The 17899-nt window shown below is 70.3% G+C and carries 19 protein-coding genes; 9 read left to right on the forward strand and 10 right to left on the reverse strand.

All coding sequences use genetic code 11. From position 1 onward, the window contains the following. Positions 1 to 17: 17 nt before the first annotated feature. Entirely contained in the window at positions 18 to 479 is a 462-nt protein-coding gene (gene rnhA / locus ACTMTJ_RS29825; protein WP_441221718.1) for a ribonuclease HI, read from the reverse strand. Positions 480 to 590: 111 nt separating this feature from the next. Between rnhA and ACTMTJ_RS29830 the strand changes: the two genes are divergently transcribed. After that, positions 591 to 1232 carry a PaaI family thioesterase gene (locus ACTMTJ_RS29830; protein ID WP_441221880.1) on the forward strand — a complete coding sequence of 214 codons (642 nt, stop codon included), beginning with the start codon at positions 591 to 593 and terminating at the stop codon, positions 1230 to 1232. 60 nt (positions 1233 to 1292) lie between these two features. Here the strand turns inward: ACTMTJ_RS29830 and ACTMTJ_RS29835 are convergent, their stop codons facing one another. Next, a complete protein-coding gene (locus ACTMTJ_RS29835; RefSeq protein WP_441221719.1) occupies positions 1293 to 2366 on the reverse strand; it encodes a glycoside hydrolase family 19 protein in 1074 nt (357 codons plus the stop codon). Between the two features lie 80 nt (positions 2367 to 2446). Beyond that, complete coding sequence (locus ACTMTJ_RS29840; protein ID WP_441221721.1) at positions 2447 to 3307, reverse strand: S41 family peptidase; 861 nt, start codon at positions 3305 to 3307, stop codon at positions 2447 to 2449. A gap of 69 nt (positions 3308 to 3376) precedes the next feature. Here ACTMTJ_RS29840 and ACTMTJ_RS29845 point away from each other — a divergent pair, with 69 nt between their 5' ends. The 3 genes from ACTMTJ_RS29845 (at position 3377) to ACTMTJ_RS29855 (ending at position 6143) form a co-directional block, all read left to right on the forward strand. Beyond that, entirely contained in the window at positions 3377 to 3637 is a 261-nt protein-coding gene (locus ACTMTJ_RS29845) for a hypothetical protein (RefSeq protein WP_441221722.1), read from the forward strand. Further along, positions 3634 to 4560 (forward strand): serine/threonine-protein kinase, encoded by a 927-nt coding sequence (locus tag ACTMTJ_RS29850; RefSeq protein ID WP_441221724.1) that lies wholly within the window; start codon positions 3634 to 3636, stop codon positions 4558 to 4560. Before ACTMTJ_RS29845 ends, ACTMTJ_RS29850 begins: the two co-directional genes overlap by 4 nt. Before the next feature lie 128 nt (positions 4561 to 4688). Continuing rightward, entirely contained in the window at positions 4689 to 6143 is a 1455-nt protein-coding gene (locus tag ACTMTJ_RS29855; protein WP_441221882.1) for a M20/M25/M40 family metallo-hydrolase, read from the forward strand. A 404-nt stretch (positions 6144 to 6547) separates the two neighbouring features. Here the strand turns inward: ACTMTJ_RS29855 and ACTMTJ_RS29860 are convergent, their stop codons facing one another. Genes ACTMTJ_RS29860 through ACTMTJ_RS29875 form a run of 4 tightly spaced genes read right to left on the reverse strand, consistent with a single transcriptional unit; the run spans position 6548 to position 11701 of the window. Continuing rightward, positions 6548 to 8569, reverse strand: coding sequence for a hypothetical protein (locus tag ACTMTJ_RS29860; RefSeq protein WP_441221726.1), 2022 nt, complete (start codon positions 8567 to 8569; stop codon positions 6548 to 6550). Further along, positions 8566 to 9858 (reverse strand): ABC transporter substrate-binding protein, encoded by a 1293-nt coding sequence (locus tag ACTMTJ_RS29865; RefSeq protein WP_441221728.1) that lies wholly within the window; start codon positions 9856 to 9858, stop codon positions 8566 to 8568. Before ACTMTJ_RS29865 ends, ACTMTJ_RS29860 begins: the two co-directional genes overlap by 4 nt. A gap of 48 nt (positions 9859 to 9906) precedes the next feature. Beyond that, positions 9907 to 10809 carry a carbohydrate ABC transporter permease gene (locus tag ACTMTJ_RS29870; RefSeq protein WP_441221730.1) on the reverse strand — a complete coding sequence of 301 codons (903 nt, stop codon included), beginning with the start codon at positions 10807 to 10809 and terminating at the stop codon, positions 9907 to 9909. Then, positions 10799 to 11701, reverse strand: a complete 903-nt coding sequence (locus tag ACTMTJ_RS29875; protein WP_441221732.1) for a carbohydrate ABC transporter permease — start codon at positions 11699 to 11701, stop codon at positions 10799 to 10801. The genes ACTMTJ_RS29870 and ACTMTJ_RS29875 overlap by 11 nt, the downstream gene beginning before the upstream one ends. Before the next feature lie 208 nt (positions 11702 to 11909). Between ACTMTJ_RS29875 and ACTMTJ_RS29880 the strand changes: the two genes are divergently transcribed. Further along, positions 11910 to 12971 (forward strand): LacI family DNA-binding transcriptional regulator, encoded by a 1062-nt coding sequence (locus ACTMTJ_RS29880; RefSeq protein WP_441221734.1) that lies wholly within the window; start codon positions 11910 to 11912, stop codon positions 12969 to 12971. Then, positions 12968 to 14377, forward strand: a complete 1410-nt coding sequence (locus ACTMTJ_RS29885; protein WP_441221736.1) for a glycoside hydrolase family 5 protein — start codon at positions 12968 to 12970, stop codon at positions 14375 to 14377. Before ACTMTJ_RS29880 ends, ACTMTJ_RS29885 begins: the two co-directional genes overlap by 4 nt. Before the next feature lie 107 nt (positions 14378 to 14484). Here the strand turns inward: ACTMTJ_RS29885 and ACTMTJ_RS29890 are convergent, their stop codons facing one another. After that, positions 14485 to 14886 carry a PPOX class F420-dependent oxidoreductase gene (locus ACTMTJ_RS29890; RefSeq protein ID WP_441221738.1) on the reverse strand — a complete coding sequence of 134 codons (402 nt, stop codon included), beginning with the start codon at positions 14884 to 14886 and terminating at the stop codon, positions 14485 to 14487. Between the two features lie 68 nt (positions 14887 to 14954). Here ACTMTJ_RS29890 and ACTMTJ_RS29895 point away from each other — a divergent pair, with 68 nt between their 5' ends. Continuing rightward, on the forward strand, positions 14955 to 15998 hold the full coding sequence (locus ACTMTJ_RS29895; RefSeq protein ID WP_441221740.1) for a hypothetical protein: 1044 nt from the start codon (positions 14955 to 14957) through the stop codon (positions 15996 to 15998). Here the strand turns inward: ACTMTJ_RS29895 and ACTMTJ_RS29900 are convergent. Beyond that, positions 15983 to 17005: a helix-turn-helix domain-containing protein gene (locus ACTMTJ_RS29900; protein WP_441221742.1), complete on the reverse strand. Its 1023-nt coding sequence runs from the start codon at positions 17003 to 17005 to the stop codon at positions 15983 to 15985. The genes ACTMTJ_RS29895 and ACTMTJ_RS29900 overlap by 16 nt on opposite strands. Before the next feature lie 191 nt (positions 17006 to 17196). Here ACTMTJ_RS29900 and ACTMTJ_RS29905 point away from each other — a divergent pair, with 191 nt between their 5' ends. Continuing rightward, positions 17197 to 17328, forward strand: coding sequence for a hypothetical protein (locus tag ACTMTJ_RS29905; protein ID WP_441221744.1), 132 nt, complete (start codon positions 17197 to 17199; stop codon positions 17326 to 17328). A 124-nt stretch (positions 17329 to 17452) separates the two neighbouring features. Here ACTMTJ_RS29905 and ACTMTJ_RS29910 read toward each other — a convergent pair whose 3' ends face one another. Continuing rightward, positions 17453 to 17593, reverse strand: coding sequence for a hypothetical protein (locus tag ACTMTJ_RS29910; RefSeq protein ID WP_441221746.1), 141 nt, complete (start codon positions 17591 to 17593; stop codon positions 17453 to 17455). 9 nt (positions 17594 to 17602) lie between these two features. Between ACTMTJ_RS29910 and ACTMTJ_RS29915 the strand changes: the two genes are divergently transcribed. Further along, a complete protein-coding gene (locus ACTMTJ_RS29915) occupies positions 17603 to 17839 on the forward strand; it encodes a response regulator transcription factor (RefSeq protein ID WP_441221748.1) in 237 nt (78 codons plus the stop codon). The last annotated feature ends 60 nt before the right edge of the window (positions 17840 to 17899 follow it).

A 17899-nucleotide genomic window follows, 5' to 3' on the forward strand; every position in this document is an offset into this window, starting at 1 on the left:
GCATCGCGGGAACGACGTCAGAGTGGGCTGCGCTCGACGGCCGCCACGGCCGCCTCGCGCAGCCCCTTGGCCGCCAGGCGATCGGCACGCTCGTTTTCCACGTGCCCGGCGTGGCCCTTGACCCACAACCACTCGACCTCGTGCCGGCGCGCCGCGGCGTCGAGGCGCTCCCACAGGTCCGCGTTTTTGACCGGCTCCTTGGCGGAGGTCAGCCAGCCGTTGCTCTTCCACCGGGGCATCCACTTGGTGATGCCGTTGCGCACATAGGTGCTGTCGGTGTGTATCCGCACCACCGCCGGCCGGGTCAGGCTCTCCAGCGCCCGGATCGGGGCCATGAGCTCCATCCGGTTGTTGGTGGTCGCACCCGCCTCGCCCCCGCAGAGCTCCTTTTCGTGTGCGCCGTATCGCAGGAGGGCGCCCCAGCCACCCGGGCCCGGGTTGCCGCTGCACGCACCGTCGGTGTAGATGTCCACGACCACTCGGGCAACATACCGAATGCCCACCGGCCGACGCGCCGTCGCGCTTGCGCATGCCGCCCTCCTCAGGTGTTGTGATGGGTGCGGACGGAGAACTTCTTGGGGGGGCACAAGATGATCATCCCGGCACGCTTCAACGGGCCACCCGGCTCGGGCAATGGCGGCTACAGCGCGGGCGTCTTCGCCGGCGACGACACCCATGAGGTGACACTCCGCATGCCCCCACCGCTCGACACCCCGCTCGTCCCCGCCGACGGCAAGATCCAGACCCAGGACGGCGCCGTCGTGGCCGAGGTCGGCGCGGCCGGCGCGATCACGATCACGGTCCCACCGGTCGGGTACGCCGACGCGGCCGACGCCGCCACCCGCTACTCGGGGTTCGCGGAGCACCCGTTCCCCACCTGTTACGTCTGCGGGCCCGAGCGCGCCGACGGGCTGCGCATCTTCCCGGGCGCGCTCGACGACGGCACCACCGCCGCACCGTGGAGCGTCCCCGACGACGTCTCGCATCCGGTGGTCTGGGCCGCCCTCGACTGCCCGGGCGGCTGGGCCGTCATCCAGGGCGGCCGGCCGTACGTGCTGGGTCGCATCGCGGTACGCGTGGCGCGGATGCCCGCTCCGGGCGAGCGGTGCGTGGTGCGCGGCGCGCTCGCCGAGACCGAGGGCCGAAAGGCGCTGGTACACACGACGCTGTACGGCGAGGACGGTGACGAGGTGGCCCGCGCCCGCGCCACCTGGATCGCGATCGCCCGCTGAGCCCCGAGCGGCGTTCGCGCGCCGCCCGGGGCAGTGTCTACCTTGTGCCTCGTCGCGCGGTCAGCAGGTCAGGTTGCCGCCGGGTGTGGTGCCGAGGATCTGGACGAACCGCGTGTAGTTGTTGACGCGGCTCTGCACCTGGGCCGGGTTGCGGCCGTTGCACTCCAGCGAGCCGTTGATGCTCCGGATGGTCTCGCCGAAGCCGCGGCTGTTGACCATCGCGTTGTGCGGGGTCATCGTGCCGGGGCCGTTCTGGGTCATCCAGTACCAGATGCCGGTGCGCCAGGCGACCGAGGCGTCGTTCTGCACCAGCCACGGGTTGGTGAGCAGGGGCAGGCCCAGCGCGTCGCCGGCCGCCTTGTAGTTGAAGTTCCAGCTCAGCTGGATCGGGCCGCGGCCGTAGTACGCCGCCTGGCCGGCCGGGCAGCCGTAGGGCTGGCTGGCGTCGCAGTAGTGCGGGTAGTTGGCGGTGTTCTGCTCGACGACGTGGACCAGGCCGCCGGTCTCGTGGCTGACGTTCGCGAGGAAGGCGGCCGCCTCCTGGCGCCGGACCGTGTCGCTGCCGGTGCGGGCGAACGCGGGGTACGCGTTCAGCGCGGCGACGAGCCCGGAGTACGTGTAGAACGAGTTCCGGCTCGGGAACATCTGGTTGAACTGCGCCTCGCTCACCACGAAACCGTTGCCCGACGGCGGCGGCGTGGTCACCGGCGGCTGGCCGCTACAGGTGTATGGCTCCCAGTACCAGGTGCTGATCGTCGGGTCGTAGCCCGGGTTGTCGTGCTCGGCGATGTAGTACTGGCCGTTGGTGTACCGGACGATCGCGCCGGTGGTGTACCACTGACCGGCGACCCAGTTGGGGTGGTTGCAGGTGCTCGGTGGCGGGGTGGTGCCGCCGCACGTGCCCTGGTCGGCCCAGACACCCGAGGTGCCGGGTGGCGCCTCGCCCTGGGTCCACCACTTGGCCAGCCAGTTGTGGCCGTTGTGCGAGGCCGTCATTCCTCCTGTGTAGACGGACGACGCCTGCCACGGCGCCGCGCAGGCGGCCGCGGACGCGGTGGCCATCGGCACGATCGCCGCCAGCGCACCCCCGATCACCAGTGCCGCCACCGTCGCGATCGTGCGGACCTTCGACACGTGGTCACCTCCTCGATGTGTGGTCGTGATGTTCATCGATGAGGTGAGAGCGTAACACGATAAATAAAGCTTCCTAACAGTTACTTGGAACCATGTTCGAGCGCGGCGGAGACAGCCTCGGACGCGGGGCACTCGACCCGCGGCACCACCCCGCCGCCCTCCCAACTGGTGCCGGTCAGAGCGTCCGTCACGTATCCGATGGGCACCTGGCCCACGACGGTGGGCGCGAGCCGGATCTCGGTGATGTGGTCGGCGGCGCCGGGCGTCCGCTCGCCGACGACCGTGACCCGGCCGCGGGCCCACAGATGGTAGGCGAGCGCCTCGCCGGAGGAGAACGTGCGGCGGCTGACCAGCACCGCCACCGGCGTTTCGACTGGCACCGCCGTGCCCTCGGGCAGGTCGGGCGTCCACCACTGGCGGGTGTGGTCCCGGTACGTGACGTCGGACAGGTGCGTCGCCTGGTCGCCGAGGAGCCGGGCGGCGATGTACGCGACCGTCTCCGGGTGTCCGCCGCCGTTCGCCCGCAGGTCGAGCAGGATCCGGGTCGCCCCGCGGGCGAGGGCGAACGCGCCGTCGAGGTACGGCTGGGCGATGCGGAGCGCGTCGAAGCCGTCGACGCGAATCAGGCAGGCGCCACCGTCCAACCTGGACACCTCGCGCACCTGGGCGGCCGCGGGCCCGATCACCGCCGGGTCCGGCTCGGGCCAGCCGGGCGCGACTTCGTGCGGCGGGTCGGTGCCGTCCGGGTCGAAGGTGAGCAGCAGGTGCCGGGAGTAGCGCCACGCGACCCGCTCGATCTCGGCGCAGGCGGCGGCGGTGATCGGGTCGGCGCGGCCGCCAAAATCGCGAACCAGCGCCGCCGCGAGCTGCTCGTAGCGCTCGTGCGGCGGCGGAAGCGAGCGCAGCCACCCGGCTAGGCGGGTGATGAGGGCAGAGATCATGTGGCACACGCTAAGGCCAGATTTCCGGAACGCGGCCACTCAGATGTGACGCTCTGAGCGAACCCCGCGATGGCCGTGGTGCCGCTGCTCACCACCGCCCGCCTGGTGCCCTCCGCGATCGGCGTCATGAACGCGGGCTCCGTCGTCGGCGGCTCGGCCCTCCCCTGGCTGGCCGGGGCGAGCGCGCAGGGTGCGGGCGTGTGGACGCTGCTGCCGTTCACGCTGGTGCTGGCCCTGCTCCAGCTCGCCGTGTGGTGGCCGATGGCGCGCCTGATCAAAAGCAACCCCGGACCAATCCCGCGGCCGGCGGGCGCCGAATCGCTTTCGTGACCACCGGGACCGTGATCGCCGGCCGTTACCGGCTGAGGGAGGCGATCGGAAGTGGCGGCATGGGCCAGGTGTGGCTGGCCGCCGACGACATGCTTGGCCGCAACGTGGCGGTCAAGGAGGTGATAGCGCCCGACTCGGGGCAGTTCGCCACCGTCCAACAGAGCCTGCGCGAGGCCCGCTCGGCCGCCTCGCTCAACCACCCCAACGTGGTGCAGATCCATGACATCCTGCACACCGACCGGCCGTGGATCGTGATGGAGTACGTACCGTCCCGCTCCCTCTTCGACGTGATCGTCCGCGACGGTCCGCTCGGTCCGCGCGAGGCGGCCCGGGTCGGACTCGGCATGCTCGCCGGGCTGAGGGCGGCACATGGAGCCTCGATCATCCACCGTGACATCAAGCCGCAGAACGTGCTCGTCGGCCACGACGGGCGGGTGGTGCTCACCGACTTCGGCCTGGCCGTGCGGGCCGGCGGGTCCGGCCGGACGGAGGCGCTGATCGGGTCGCCGCAGTACATCGCGCCGGAACGGGTCCGCGACGGCGCCTCGACACCGGCCACCGACATGTGGTCGCTCGGGGCGACGCTGTACGCGGCGGTCGAGGGACGCGCCCCGTACCAGCGGGAGACGACGACCGCGACGCTTGTCGCACTGGCCAGCCAACCGCCCGACCCGATGCGCCGGGCCGGTCCGCTGGCACCGATCCTGCTGCGCCTGCTGGAGCGGGATCCCAGCCTGCGGGCCGACGCCGACGCCGTCGAGCGCTGGCTGCGGCCGATCGCGGAGGGCGTACCGCAGCCGGCGGAGCGCTCCCCGGAGGAGGCGGCGCTGGCCCGGCTCACCCGCATCCAGCTCGCGGTGGCCACCTTCGTGCTGGCCGCGACCGCCACCGTCGCGGTCATCCTGGCGACCGGTTGGTCATAACCTCGACCTAGGTAGGTTATTGAGTCTTCTCTATCGCTTCGCGCGCGCCATATCCTGCGGCTGCCGGTAACCCCGGCGTTCCCTGGGCCCTAGGAGGTCGCGTGAGACCCTCGTCGATCCTGCGTGCGATGGCGGCGCTGCCGCTCGTCGCGGTGGCGCTGGCCGTGCCGGCGGCGCCGGCCACAGCGATGGTCGCCATCCCGGACATCTCCCTCACGAACGTCAAGGCGCACCTTCAGCAGTTTCAGTCGATCGCCACCGCGAACGGCGGCAACCGGCGGTCGACCACCACGGGCTACACCGCCTCGGTCAACTACGTGGCCAACCGCCTCACCGCCGCCGGCTACACCGTCGTGCGGCAAAACTGCACCTCCGGCTGCACTGCGGGCTCCGGGCCGAACGTCATCGCGGACTGGCCCGGCGGCGACCCGAACAACGTGTACATGTTCGGCGCGCACCTCGACGGCGTGGCGGCCGGGCCCGGCATCAACGACAACGCCTCCGGCTCGTCGATGTTGCTGGAGATCGCGCTGACGCTCGCCGCGACCAACCCGAGCCTCACCGGGCACGTGCGATTCGCGTTCTGGACCGACGAGGAGCAGGGGCTGAACGGTTCGGAGTTCTACGCCAACACGCTGGCGGCCGCCGAGCGGGCACGGATCCGCGGATACTTCAACTTCGACATGGTGGCCTCCACCAACGGCGGCTACTTCGTCAACCGCATCACGTCCGGCGTGGGCCAGGTCTTGAAGGCCTACTACGACTCGATCGGCGTACAGACCGAGGAGAACACCGAGGGCGCCGGCCGCTCCGACGACGCCTCGTTCAACGCGATCGGCGTGCAGACCTCGGGCGTCGCGGCCGGCGCGTCACGGGTGAAGACGGCCGCGCAGGTGGCCAAGTGGGGCGGCACGCAGAGCGCGTTCGACCCGTGCTACCACCGCGCCTGCGACACCTACCCGAGCAACATCTCCGACACAGTGCTCGACCGGGCCGGGGACGCCGCCGCGTATGCACTGTGGACACTCGCCACCGGCGCCGCGCCGGCGACGATCTGGTCGGACACCTTCGAGACCGCCACCGGCTGGACCACCAACCCTTCGGGCACCGACACGGCCACCACCGGGGCGTGGGAGCGGGCCGACCCGGCCGCCACCACATCCAGCGGCGCCAAGCAGCTCGGCACCACCGTCTCCGGCGTGAACGACCTTGTCACGGGGGCGGCGGCGGGCACCGACGCGGGCACGTTCGACATCGACGGTGGCGCCACGAGTGCCCGCTCGCCGGCCATCGCGCTGCCCAGCGGCACGCTCACGCTGTCGCTCTCCTGGTATCTGGCGCACGGCAGCAACTCCTCCAGCGCCGACTTCTTCCGGGTGTCCATCGTGCACAGTGGCGGCACGACGGCACTCTTCACGCAGCCCGGCGCGGCCGCCAACCGCAACGGCGCCTGGGCCACGGGCAGTTGGAACATCTCCGCCTACCAGGGGCAACAGGTACGCGTGCTCGTGGAGGCGGCGGACGCCTCCGGCGCCAGCCTGGTCGAAGCCGGCGTCGACGACGTACGGATAACCGCGAGCTAGCCCAGGTGCGTGCTGGAAGGTACGCGTGACGTCCCTTCAAAGCGGATTTCCCGGATCCGCGTCAGCTGCGGGCCGCCGCTCCCGCCGGAGACCGCGCAGGTCGGCGGCTCGCAGCGCTCGCCGAAATCCCCGACCCGCGCTGCCACGTCCGCGAAACAAGCCCCCATGGCGGTCTTCGCGGGCCCTACCTCCGCCATCCTGACGGTTACCCGCGGCGACGGAATCCCTGTTGCTTCCAGGTTCGCCGATCCGGGAACAGACATTGTGGACAAACGTCGACTGCCGGCGCGACCAGCGGCGGACGGGTGAGGCGCGGGAGCAGCGGTATGTACCACGACGGACATCGCGGTAGCTCAAACCTCTGTCTAAATAAGGGGTCGAGGCCACCCGACTCCGAAAAGTCTCTAGAGTGACGGGTTGAGGCCTTCGTGGCGGACGTGCCAGCCTTCGGTGGGGAAGCCCGGCGTTGGCGGGCCGCCGTCCCATCCGGCTGCCATCAGGGCGACGGCCGCCAGCAGGCCGCCGTTGCCGGGCAGGTAGATCGGCAGGGACGGGGTCTGGCGGTTGTGGCCGTTGGGCAGGTGGGTGTTCTTCGCGGCCGGCATCAGCAGCGCGTCGATCGCGGTCGCCGGCTCGCCGAGCCGGGTCGCGGTCATCGCGATCGCCGGGTAGTCCCAACCCCACGTGCTCGACCAGTCCCATGTGGACATCACCGAGTGGAGCGTGGCGCGCATGACCTCGGGGTCGACCAGGTCGGTCGGCGGGACGAACCCGAGCGCGTACAGCATCGAGGGGTGGTCGTCGGCGACCGTATACGGCGGGACGTCGATCGCCGCGTACACGCCGTCTCGTACGAGGGGGCGGACCAGGTGGTCGGCCACCTCCGTCCACAGTGGCTCGGGCGGCAGGCCCAGCCGTGACCGCCAGCGCTGGGCGACGTGGAGGCCCCACGCCCAGTACGCCAGCTCGAAGGTGGGGTTGGTGACGGTGGCGCGGATGTCGCCGTAGGACTCCTGGGCCGGCACGAGCGGCGGGCCAAGCTGATAGCCGCGTTCGCCCTTCGCGGCGTACGCCGCCATGAACGCGGCGGACTCGAAGACGATCTCGGCGTACCGCTCCAGCGTCTCCGGCGAACCGGTCGCCCGGTGCACCAGCTCGGCGAGGTGGATCGGGTGCGGCTGCTGCCAGACCAGAAACGGGCCGATCGGGCTGGGGCTCTCCCGCCCGTCCGGGCCGACCTGCTTGGGCCAGCGGGCACCGCCGCAGCCCTGCCGGCGGGCGGTGGCGCGGGCGCCGGGCAGGGCGGTGGTGTACCAGCGCAGGCTCCGCTCCAGCAGCTCGGGCCGCCCCCACAGCGCGAAGTGCGCGGCGTGCCACCAGTGCATCTCCAGATGGAATCGGCCCCGCCAGCTGTTGACCATCAGGCCGGTCTCCTGCGGTGGCAGCGAGCCGGCGCAGTGGATCCGGGTGAGGTACTGGGAAAGCACGATCCGGCGTTCCAGCTCGGTGGCGCGCGGGTCGGTGCTGCCGGCGAGCTCGACGGCGCCGCCGCTCCGCCAGAAGGCGGGCCAGGCCGCCTCGGACGCCCGCACGGTCTCGTCGAAGCCCACCGACGCGTTGAAGCCGATTGCCATCTCCAGCACGTCCGCGGACGAGACGAGCACCTCGTGCGCCGCGGTCTGCCGCACCGATCCACCCGTCACAGCGATGTCTACTGTGTACCGCGTGTCGTCGAGGACGCGATACACACGACCGCCCCGCAGGGTGCTCGTGTGCGCGTCCGGCCGCGTCCAGTCGGCCGCGACGCTCCACGACTGCGACCCGTACGGAAACGCGATCCGCACCGCGAGTCCGGAGCCGAGCAGCGCGGAGACGACCCGCACGGCGAGCACGTCGCGGTCGGGGTGGCAGGCCGTGGTGACCGTCACCGGTGTGCCCAGCAGGAGGAACCGGCTCTCGATGACGCCGGTCCACAGGTCGAGCCGCTGCCGCACGCCGGTGACGTCGCCGGGCGGCACCGGCCGTCCGTCCAGGACGAAGCCGATCCGGCCGAGGTCGAGCCGATGTGGGTTGTTGCGTAGCCACGACTCGGCGCGCGAGGCCGGCGCCTCCCCGGTGCCGGTCACCTCGCCCAGCATGTCCACATAGGGCACCGGCCCGCGCGGCGTGTCGTACAACCGGTAGGTGTCGGCGAGGTCTTCGGCGCCCGGGACGCTGTGCCAGCCCCACTGGGACATGGTGGCCAGCAGCGTCCCGGGCTCCGATCCGTCCCGGTCTTCCACGGGATAGAGGCCGGGGAAGGTTTGCAGCCCGGTGACGTCGACCGTGAAACAGAGCTCGCCGTTGCCGACGGAGAGCGGTGACCCCGACGCGATCCCGGTCACGTCGACCGCGTGCCGCGCGGCCAGCTCGCGCCGATCGATCACTGGATGGCCGCTTCGACCTGCTTGACGAACTCGTCCGCGGCCGCCGCCGGCGTCTTGCGGTTGAAGAGCACCTCGTCGTTGAGGCGGGTGAGGATGTCGGGCGTGTCGGTCGAGCCCTCGGGGCCGATGACCAGCGGCGGGCCCATCGTCGGCGTCGCCGTCTCGATGAACTCGGCCTGCGCCTTCTGGTCCTCGTTGAGCGCCGGGAGGATCGCCTTGAGCACGTCCGAGTTTGCCGGGATGCCCCGGTCGGTGAGGATGAGCTTGCCCGCGTCCTCGGTGTTGACCAGGAAGTCGACGAGCTTCGCCGCCTCCTTGGGGTGCTTGCTCTTCGCGTTGATCGTGTAGACCTGCGACGCCTGGAGCCACATGCCCTTCTGCTGGGCGCTGCTCTCACCCGGGTAGCGCAGGAGCTTGAGCGGGTGCCCGGAGGCCTTGCGCAGCGCGCCGAGCTGGTTGCTCCAGTCGACCTGCATGCCGGCGAGGCCGCGGCCGATCAGCGTCTGCTCGGGCGAGGGCTGGCCGGCCAGCTCGGCGGTCTTGGCGGCGGGTGGCGAGGCGCCGGCGTCGCGGAGCTTCGTCGTCATCGTCCACCAGTCGGTGAGCGTCTGCTTGCTGATGCCGAGCTTGCCGTCCTGCGTGTAGAGCGCCTCCCCGCGCTGGCGGGAGAAGACGTCGAGCGTGTCGCTCTTCGTCGGGTCGGCGACGCCGTAGGTGCCCTTGGGCGACTTCTTGGCGACGTCGGTGGCGATGCGCACGAAGTCGTCCCAGGTCCAGGTGGCGTCGTCGGGCAGCGGTACGCCGGCCTTCTCGAAGACGACCGGGTCGGCGATGATGACCGGCGTGTTCACACCGGTGGGCACGCCGAACTGCTTGTCGTCGAACTTGCCGTTGCCGAGCGCGGCCTGGTCGATCTTGTCGGTCTTCAGCTCCGCGCTGACCCGGGAGAGGTCGAGCAGCGCGCCGCGACCGCCGTACTCGCGGGGGTAGGCGCCGCCGAGCGTGATGACGTCCGGCCCACGCCCCGACGCGACCTCGGTGGCGAGCTTGTCGAAGTACGCGTTGAAGTCGGCGAAGTCGCCGGTCACCTTGATGCCGGGATTCTTGGCTTCGAACGCGGCGATGACCTTCTTGGTGGTCTCCGCGCGGTCGTTGTTGCCCCACCAGGAGAAGCGGATCTCCACCGGGCCGTCACCGCTGTCACCGCCCGAGTCACCACCGCAGGCCGCGGCGGCGAGAAGCGTGGCACCGGCGACGAAAGCGGCGGCGAGGCGCCGTCTGGTTCTCATCTGAGGTCCCTTCGTTTGTTGGAACGATTCACCAAATGCCCGGGGCGATCACTTGAGGCCCGTCGTGGCCAGCCCCTGGGTGAGATAGCGCTGGCCGGCGAGGAAGAACCCGAAGATCGGCACGAGCGCCACAATGGACATCGCGAACAGCTGCCCCCACGCGCTCTCCCCTTGACCGTCCAAGAAGGAGTTGAGCGCCACGGGTGCGGTGTAGAGGTTGGGGTCGGTGAGGAAGATGAGCTGGCTGAAGAAGTCGTTCCAGGTCCAGATGAAGGTGAACAGCGCCGACGTGGCCAGTGCCGGCAGGGACAGCGGCATGATGATCCGCCAGTAGATGCGGAAGTGCCCGCAGCCGTCCATCCGCGCGGCCTCGTCGAGCTCGCGCGGCAGGCCCCGGATGAACTGCACCATCAGGAAGATGAAGAACGCGTCCGTGGCGAAGAACTTCGGGACGATGAGCGGCAGGTTGGTGTTGATCCAGCCGAGCTCGGAGAAGAGCACGTAGCGCGGGACGATCAGCACGTGGATCGGGAGCATCAGCGTGGAGAGCATCATCGCGAAGAAGACGGTGCGCCCGCGAAACTTGAGCCGGGCGAACGCGTACGCCGCGAGCGAGCAGGAGAGCAGGTTGCCCACCACGGAAAAGAACGCGATGACCGCGGAGTTCCACAGGTAGAAGTGGAACGGGTGGGCCAGCGCGGTCCAGCCCTCGGTGTAGTTGGCGAAGTCGGCCTCGCGCGGCCAGATGGACGGATCGCGAAAGATCATTTCGGTCGGCTTGAACGAGCTGGAGACCATCCACAGCAGCGGGTAGAGCATCGCGATGCCGAGCACGACGAGCAGGACGTGCTTGCCGAACCGCCGCGACCGGCTGGTGCTCCGCGCTCCCGGCGGACGGTCGGGTGGCGCGCCGACCGTCGGGCCGGCCGGAGCGATCGTGTCAGTCGCCATAGAAGACCCACTTCTTCGCGAAGAGGAAGTTGACACCGGTCAGCACCGCGATGATGACCAGCAGGACCCAGGCCAGCGCGGACGCGTAGCCCATGTCGAACGACCCGAAGCCCCGGTCGTACAGGTAGAGGGTGTAGACGAGCGTCGAGTCGACCGGCCCACCCTTCCCGCCGCTGACCACGAACGCCTGCGTGAAGTTTTGAAACGCGTCGATCATCTGGAGCACGAGGTTGAAGAAGATGATCGGCGTGAGCAGCGGGAGCGTGATGCGGAAGAACTGCGACACGGCACCGGCGCCGTCAACCGAGGCCGCCTCGTAGTACGAGGTGGGAATCTGCCGCAGGCCGGCCAGGAAGATCACCATCGGCGCGCCGAAGGTCCACGCGTTGAGCACCACGAGCGTGCCGAGCGCGGTGTCCGGGTTGGCGATCCAGCTCGTGCCCTGGATGCCGACCAGGTCGAGGATCTGGTTGACCAGGCCCTCGCTGCCGAAGATCTGCCGCCACAGGATCGCGATCGAGACGCTGCCGGCGAGCAGCGACGGCAGGTAGTACACGGACCGGTAGAAGGCCAGGCCCCGCACGCCCCGGTTGAGCAGCATCGCGAGCGCGAGGGCGAGGCCGAGCTGGAGTGGCACGGAGACGAACACGTACTCGAACGTGACGACCAGCGACTTGTGCAGCCGGGGGTCGTCGAGCATCTGCTTGTAGTTGTCCAACCCGAGCCACTCCGGCGGGCTGAGCAGGGTGTAGTCGGTGAACGAGAGGTAGAGCGAGGCCAGGATCGGCCCCACCGTGAAGACCGCCATGCCGATGAACCAGGGAAGCAGGAAGACGTACGCGGCGCGGTCCTCCCGCCGGCTTCCCTTGCTCTTGAGGCTGCGCTCGCTCATCGGAGCACCCTTCGTATGCGTGAAACCAGTTTCTAACAGAGCCCTAATGTGCTGTCAACGATCAGTTTTCACGTTTCAATGAAGGACAAACCGGACGAAGCTGGCTGTGGAGACGGCCGGGGAACCGATTGCCAGGGCCGTCGAGTAACCGGTATCTTGACCCGGCGAAGACGTTCGCACTGGACATGGGCACCCAGGGAGCGACGCCATGAGTCTCGACACCGACGACGCACACCGAAGCAAGCCGCGGGCTCGCCGCGGTGGCGTCCGCCGCGATCCGACGGCGGCCACGATCAGCCGCGTCGCGGACGCCGCGGGAGTCTCCCGCGCGACCGTCTCCCGGGTCATGAACGGCAGCACGACGGTCGCCCCCGAGCTGGCCGCCCGCGTGCGCGCGGCCGCCGAGGCGCTCAACTACGAGCCGAGCCTCCTGGCCCGCAGCCTCGCGCTGGGGCGCACGAGCACGGTCTCGCTGATCGTGCCCGACCTGGCCAACCCGATGTTCCAGGACATCCTGCGCGGCCTCAGCACCGCCGCGGGCGCGCAGGGCCATCGCCTGATGGTCGCCGAGTCCAACGAAAACGCCGAGGCCGAGCAGATCCTCGCGGTCGAGGCACGGCGCCGCTCGGACGGGCTGGTGCTCGCCTCCTCGCGCATCCCCGAGACGCAGCTGCGCGCGCTGCACGAGCGGCTGGCGCCGCTCGTGCTGCTCAACCGGGAGATCCCGGGCACCGCCGTGCCGTCCCTCTCCGTCGACTACCACGCGGGCATCCGCGCGATCGTCGCCCATCTCCTCGGGTACGGGCACCGCCGCCTCGTGTACCTGGCCGGTCCGCCGGCGAGCACCTCCAACACCGACCGGCTCGTGACGCTGCGCGCGGAGGCGGCCGGCAGCCCCGGCTTCCACCTGACCGAGCTCGACTGCGGCTCCACGTTCGAGGCCGGGCACGCGCGGGCCAAGGCGGTGCTCGCCAGCGGCGCGACCGCGGTGGTGGCGTTCAACGACATGGTCGCCTTCGGCGCGCTGAGCGGGCTGCACGAGCTGGGCGTCTCGGTGCCGGGCCAGCTCTCGCTCACCGGCTTCGACGACATCCCGTTCGCCCGCTACACCACACCGCCGCTCACCACCGCCTCCATCCCGAAAAACGAGCTGGGACGCCAGGCGTGGGAGCGGCTGTGGGCGCTGATGAGCGGCGCTCCCCCGGGCTACGATGCTCGCTTTCAGCCACGCTTGCTCGTACGCGACACGACGGGACCGGTTCCTGCATGACTCTACAGTGGATAGAGGCCGACGGAGAGCGCCTCGTCGACGAGGCCGGGCAGCCGGTCACGCTCGCCGGTGTCGGCCTGGGCGGCTGGCTCAACATGGAAAACTTCATCACCGGCTATCCCGGCACCGAGTCGCAGCAGCGCAAGGCGCTCCGCCGGGTGCTCGGCGCGGAAGGCTACAAGCGGTACTTCGACCGCTTCCTCACCGACTTCTTCGACACCGCCGATGCCGAGTACCTCGCGTCGATCGGTCTCAACTCGGTGCGGATCCCGTTCAACTACCGGCATTTCGAAGACGACGACCGGCCGTTCGCCCACAAGGCCGAGGGTTTCGCGTGGCTCGACCGCGCGATCGGGCTCTGCGCCGAGGCGGGCCTCTACGCGATCCTCGACCTGCACGCGCTGCCCGGCGCGCAAAACCAGCACTGGCACAGCGACAACCCCACCCACTGGGCCTCGTTCTGGACCCACCGCCACTTCCAAGACCGGGTGATACACCTGTGGGAGGCGCTCGCCGACCGCTACCGGGACAATCCCGTGGTGGCCGGCTACAACCCGGTCAACGAGCCGGCCGACGCCTCCGGCGAGGCGATCGGCCCGTTCTACACGCGGCTGGAGCGGGCCATCCGCGCGGTCGACCCGCGACACGTGCTCTTCCTCGACGGAAACCGCTACTCCACCGACTTCTCCGCGTTCACCGAGCCTTTCGCCAACACCGTCTACACCGCGCACGACTACGCCCTGCCCGGGATGGCGGCCGGCAGTGAATACCCGGGGATGGCGCGCGGCGAGTACTTCGACCGCGGGGTGGTCGAGGAGACGTTCCTGCGGCGCACCGAGTTCATGCGCCGGACCGGCACGCCCATCTGGATCGGCGAGTTCGGCCCGGTGTACACGGGCGATCCCGAGCGGGACGAGTCACGGCTGCGGCTGCTCCGCGACCAGCTCGACATCTACCGCGCCCACGGCGCCAGCTGGGCACTGTGGACGTACAAGGACATCGGGTTGCAGGGCTTGGTGTACGCCGACCCGGAGAGCCCGTACCTGCGGCGGATCGCCCCGGTGCTGGAGAAGAAGGCACGGCTCGGCGTCGACTCGTGGGGCGGCGTCGACACCGGCATCCGCGACGTGATGGCCCCGATCGAAGAGCTGTTCGCCCGCGAGTTTCCCGAGTTCGAGCCGTATCCGTGGGGCCGCCGCCCGTGGGTCAACCTGCTGGTGCGGCACATCCTGCTGGCCGAGCCGCTGGTCGGCGACTTCGCCCGCTGCTTCGACGGTGTGACCCCGACGGAGGCGGAGGATCTGGCCGGCTCATTCGCCTTCGGCCGGTGTGTGCGCCGCACTCCGCTCGCGAACGCCCTGCGCGAGCACCTCGTCGATGGCGGCGAGCAGGTCGTCGCCAGCTGACTCTTCGTCATCCCGGTCGGGCCGCGCGGGCTCGGGAGGCGGCGGCGGTGGCTGGGATCGCCAGCTCGAACCGGGAAATAGTCACCGGTGACAGGGCAGGGTGGCGGTCAGCCCGGGCCGGCGCGGGTGATGGTGATGCGGAGCAGGACGCGCTCGTCACGGTGCATGGCGGCGCGGTAGTCGTCCCAGTCGGGGTGTTCGCCGGAGATGCGGCGGTAGTAGTCGACCAGCGGCTCCATCGCCTCGGGCAGGCGGACGATCTCCGCCGTGCCCTCGACGTAGAGCCATTCGCCGAAGAAGCCGTCGTTGAGGGCGCACAGCACGACGCGGGGGTCGCGGGCGATGTTGCGGGTCTTGACCAGGTGCTGGCGGGAGCTGATCACCACGTGCCCGGCCTCGTCGACACCGGCGGTCACCGGCGTCAGCTGCGCCCGGCCGTCCGGGAAGTAGGTGGTCAGGACCGCTCGGTGGTTGCGCCGCACGAACTCGCGCGCCTTCTCGATCTCCACGCGAACCAAGGCTACGCGGTGGGCTCCGGGTCGTCACAGTCGCCGGACGCGTTGCATCATGGATGGCGATGTGGCGGTGGCTGAAGCGGTGGAGGCGCAGGCGCGCGCGCCCGGCACCACTCCCGGAGCCGCCGGCTCCCACGCCCGAGGAGGTCGCCTGCGGGCTGCGCGCGCTTGTCGACGACCCCGACCCGGACGTGGTCGCCTCGGCCAGGGAGTTCGCGCTGGTCGCCTCCGGTCCGGTGCTGTCGCTGCTGTGGCGCGCGCACGCGGCGGACCCGCGGATACGAGAAATCCTGCTGGACAACCCGCGGCCCTTGCCGGACGACGCGGTGGACTCGGCCTGGTCGGCATGGCTGTCCACACCGGACCGTCGGCTGTGGGAGAAGCTGGACGGCCGCCCCGCGACCCAGGGCGTGGAGCGCCGGTCGAGCCGGATCGTGCTGGGGTTGGCGACGCCGGCCGAGACGTACGCGGCCGCGCTCAGCGGCGGCACCTCGGATCTGGTGGTGTCGCACGCGGTCGCGATCTGCCGAGACCGTGGATACACGCCCGACGACCCGATGGCACGGGCCGCGCTGTTCGTGCTGACCGGGCAGGTGGCACGCTACCGCGAGCTCGACCCGGACAGCGGGCTGCTGGCGCGCGCCTACCGGCGCGCACCACAGCGGCTGCGGCGACGGCTGCGGGCCGCGATGAGCGAGATCGAGGGCATCGATCTGGTACGGGTCCTCAGCGGTGGCGGCTTCGGACGGCGGGCGCTGACCGAGGTGGAACGGGACTACCTGGTCCGCACCCTGGCGGGCCGCCGGGCCTGGCCGGAGCTGTGGCACCTCGTGCTCGTCATCCCGCTGGTGCACGCGGTCGAGGTGGCCCGCCTGTTCGACGGCTGGCGGCCGCCTCCGGGGCGCGACGGCGACCTCTTCGACCGCCTGCTCGCCGTGCGGGCCCGAGACTTGCGGAAGATGGCGACGCCGGCCCAGAAGGTCTTCGAACGGGAGCCGCACCTGCTACGCAAGAGCACTCTGGACTACCTCGGCCGCACCCACCCGGACAAAGCCGTGACCGACCTGCTCGCCGCCCGCCTGGCGCACCGCTACGACGGCTCCTGAGGCTCGAAAGGACCCCCGGCCAGCACGGCGCGGCACACGTCCCGCTCCGGCCCTGTGGTCGCCAGCAGATACACCACGCGTAGGGCTCCCTCGTGGTGGTAGGTGAAGTGGTCGACGATGCTGCTCACCATCGTGTGGACGGTGGGCTCCAGCTGACCGCCGGCCACGCCGGTGCCGAGCAGGGGGATCAACACGCTGCGGACCGAGCCGACGGCGGCGAGCCGCTCCGCCTCGACGAGGATGTTGCTGACGCACCGCCCGATGTCGGGGACCTGGCGATAGCCCTCGCCCGGCTCGCCCCGCACGGCCGCTACGTGGATGACGTGCCGCACGCGGTTGTGGTCGGCCAACTCGCCGGATCCGGTGGTGACGACCGAGCCAGGCGCGAGCGGCACGCGCCCAGCCACCTTGCTGGCCAGCTCGTTCGCGATGGTGTCTTCGACCACGTGGCCGTTGCCGTCGTGCTTCGCACCCTCGAACCGCACGATCGCCGAGATCGAGTACTCCTCGAAGCGCGACATCCTCATGTTGGTGTTTTCGGAGTTGACCCAGACGTCGGCGATCCGCACCCGACGGATGTCTCCGGTGATGACGCCGACGAGGGTGTCCGGGCGATATCTCTCCCCGGTCAGCCGGTAGAACGTCTCGCTGAAGTGGATGGGCTCCGACCTTCCGGCGGCCTGAGTGGTCGCTCGGGACGCCGGCTGCCGGGCGGGCCAGCCGTCGGCGATCCGCTCCCACGCATCGAGCCACGGGCGCATCGCCGTCACCTCGACGCCGAGCGCGCGCAGCAGGTCCTCGTACACGTCGGAGGGTGGCAGCCGGGTGCCGCGCAGGTACGCGTCGAGCGTGCTCGGCGCGCGCTTGGTCCGCGCCGCGAGGTCGCGCACGGACAGCCGCACCTGGCCCTTGCGCGCGCCGCGCCGCCGCAGCTTGTTGAACGCCTGCACCAGGTCGTCGAGGGTGTGGAGGCTGGTCGGGTCGGGTGGCCGCTCCGCGTGGGTCATCCCGCCTCTCCCGTCCTCTCCTGGCCGCGCGGTGGGTGATGTCCCGAGCCGTCGCGGACGTTCGCGGACACCCGTAATCCGGCTGCCCGGGGCATGTCTCGTTCGATGCTCTTTCCACGCGAAATTGTCGCACTGGCGGGAGATCGGCGTCACGAGCCGGGGCTCTCGGGCAGGAGCGGGAGGTGTGTGAAATGCATCCACGTCGAGGTTTCAACGACCGGCTCCAGGAAGGCATTCAGATCGACGGCGGCGACGTCGCCGACCTGATCTACGGGCTGATCCGGTGGCTGATCGCCGCCTTGGTGAGCGCCTGGCTGAGCTAGGCGACATGCAGAAACGCGTCCAGGTGGGGTGTCTCGAATGCGTCCGGCAAACACAAGCTTTTACGAAGGTCCCAATCCGTTTCCGACCGGCCCGGCGGTGACCACGCGGCTCAGCGTGCGCGGGCTAACCGAACTTGTCGCCCAACTGCTCGGCGTCGACCGACACCAGGTCATCGTCATCGCGGTCGTCGCGGAGGAGGGCCGTGTCGCGGAGCCCGGACGCCGTATGGAAGGGCGCCGGCAGGTACCCCGTGCGGTTCCGCACGCTGCCCCGATGGAGCGGCAGCCCGACGACTCGAGGTGGACCTGCCTGACCGAGCGCGAACGAACGGTGGCCCGGCTGGCCGGACACGCGCTGACGAACCAGCAGATCGCGAACCGCCTGCGGATCTCGCCGCACACGGTGAACTTCCACATGCGACAGGTCTTCAAGAAGCTCGCGATCGACTCCCGGGTGAGCCTGGCCCGCATTGTTCAAGCGCACCAACCAGCCATCGACATCACGCAGTAGGACGTGTCCGACGGGAGTGGGCGGTGGTCCACGAGGAGTTGCCGGCGATGCGGCCGGCCC

Source organism: Phytohabitans sp. LJ34, from assembly GCF_052068095.1.
In the GTDB taxonomy this organism is placed as follows: Bacteria; Actinomycetota; Actinomycetes; order Mycobacteriales; family Micromonosporaceae; genus Phytohabitans.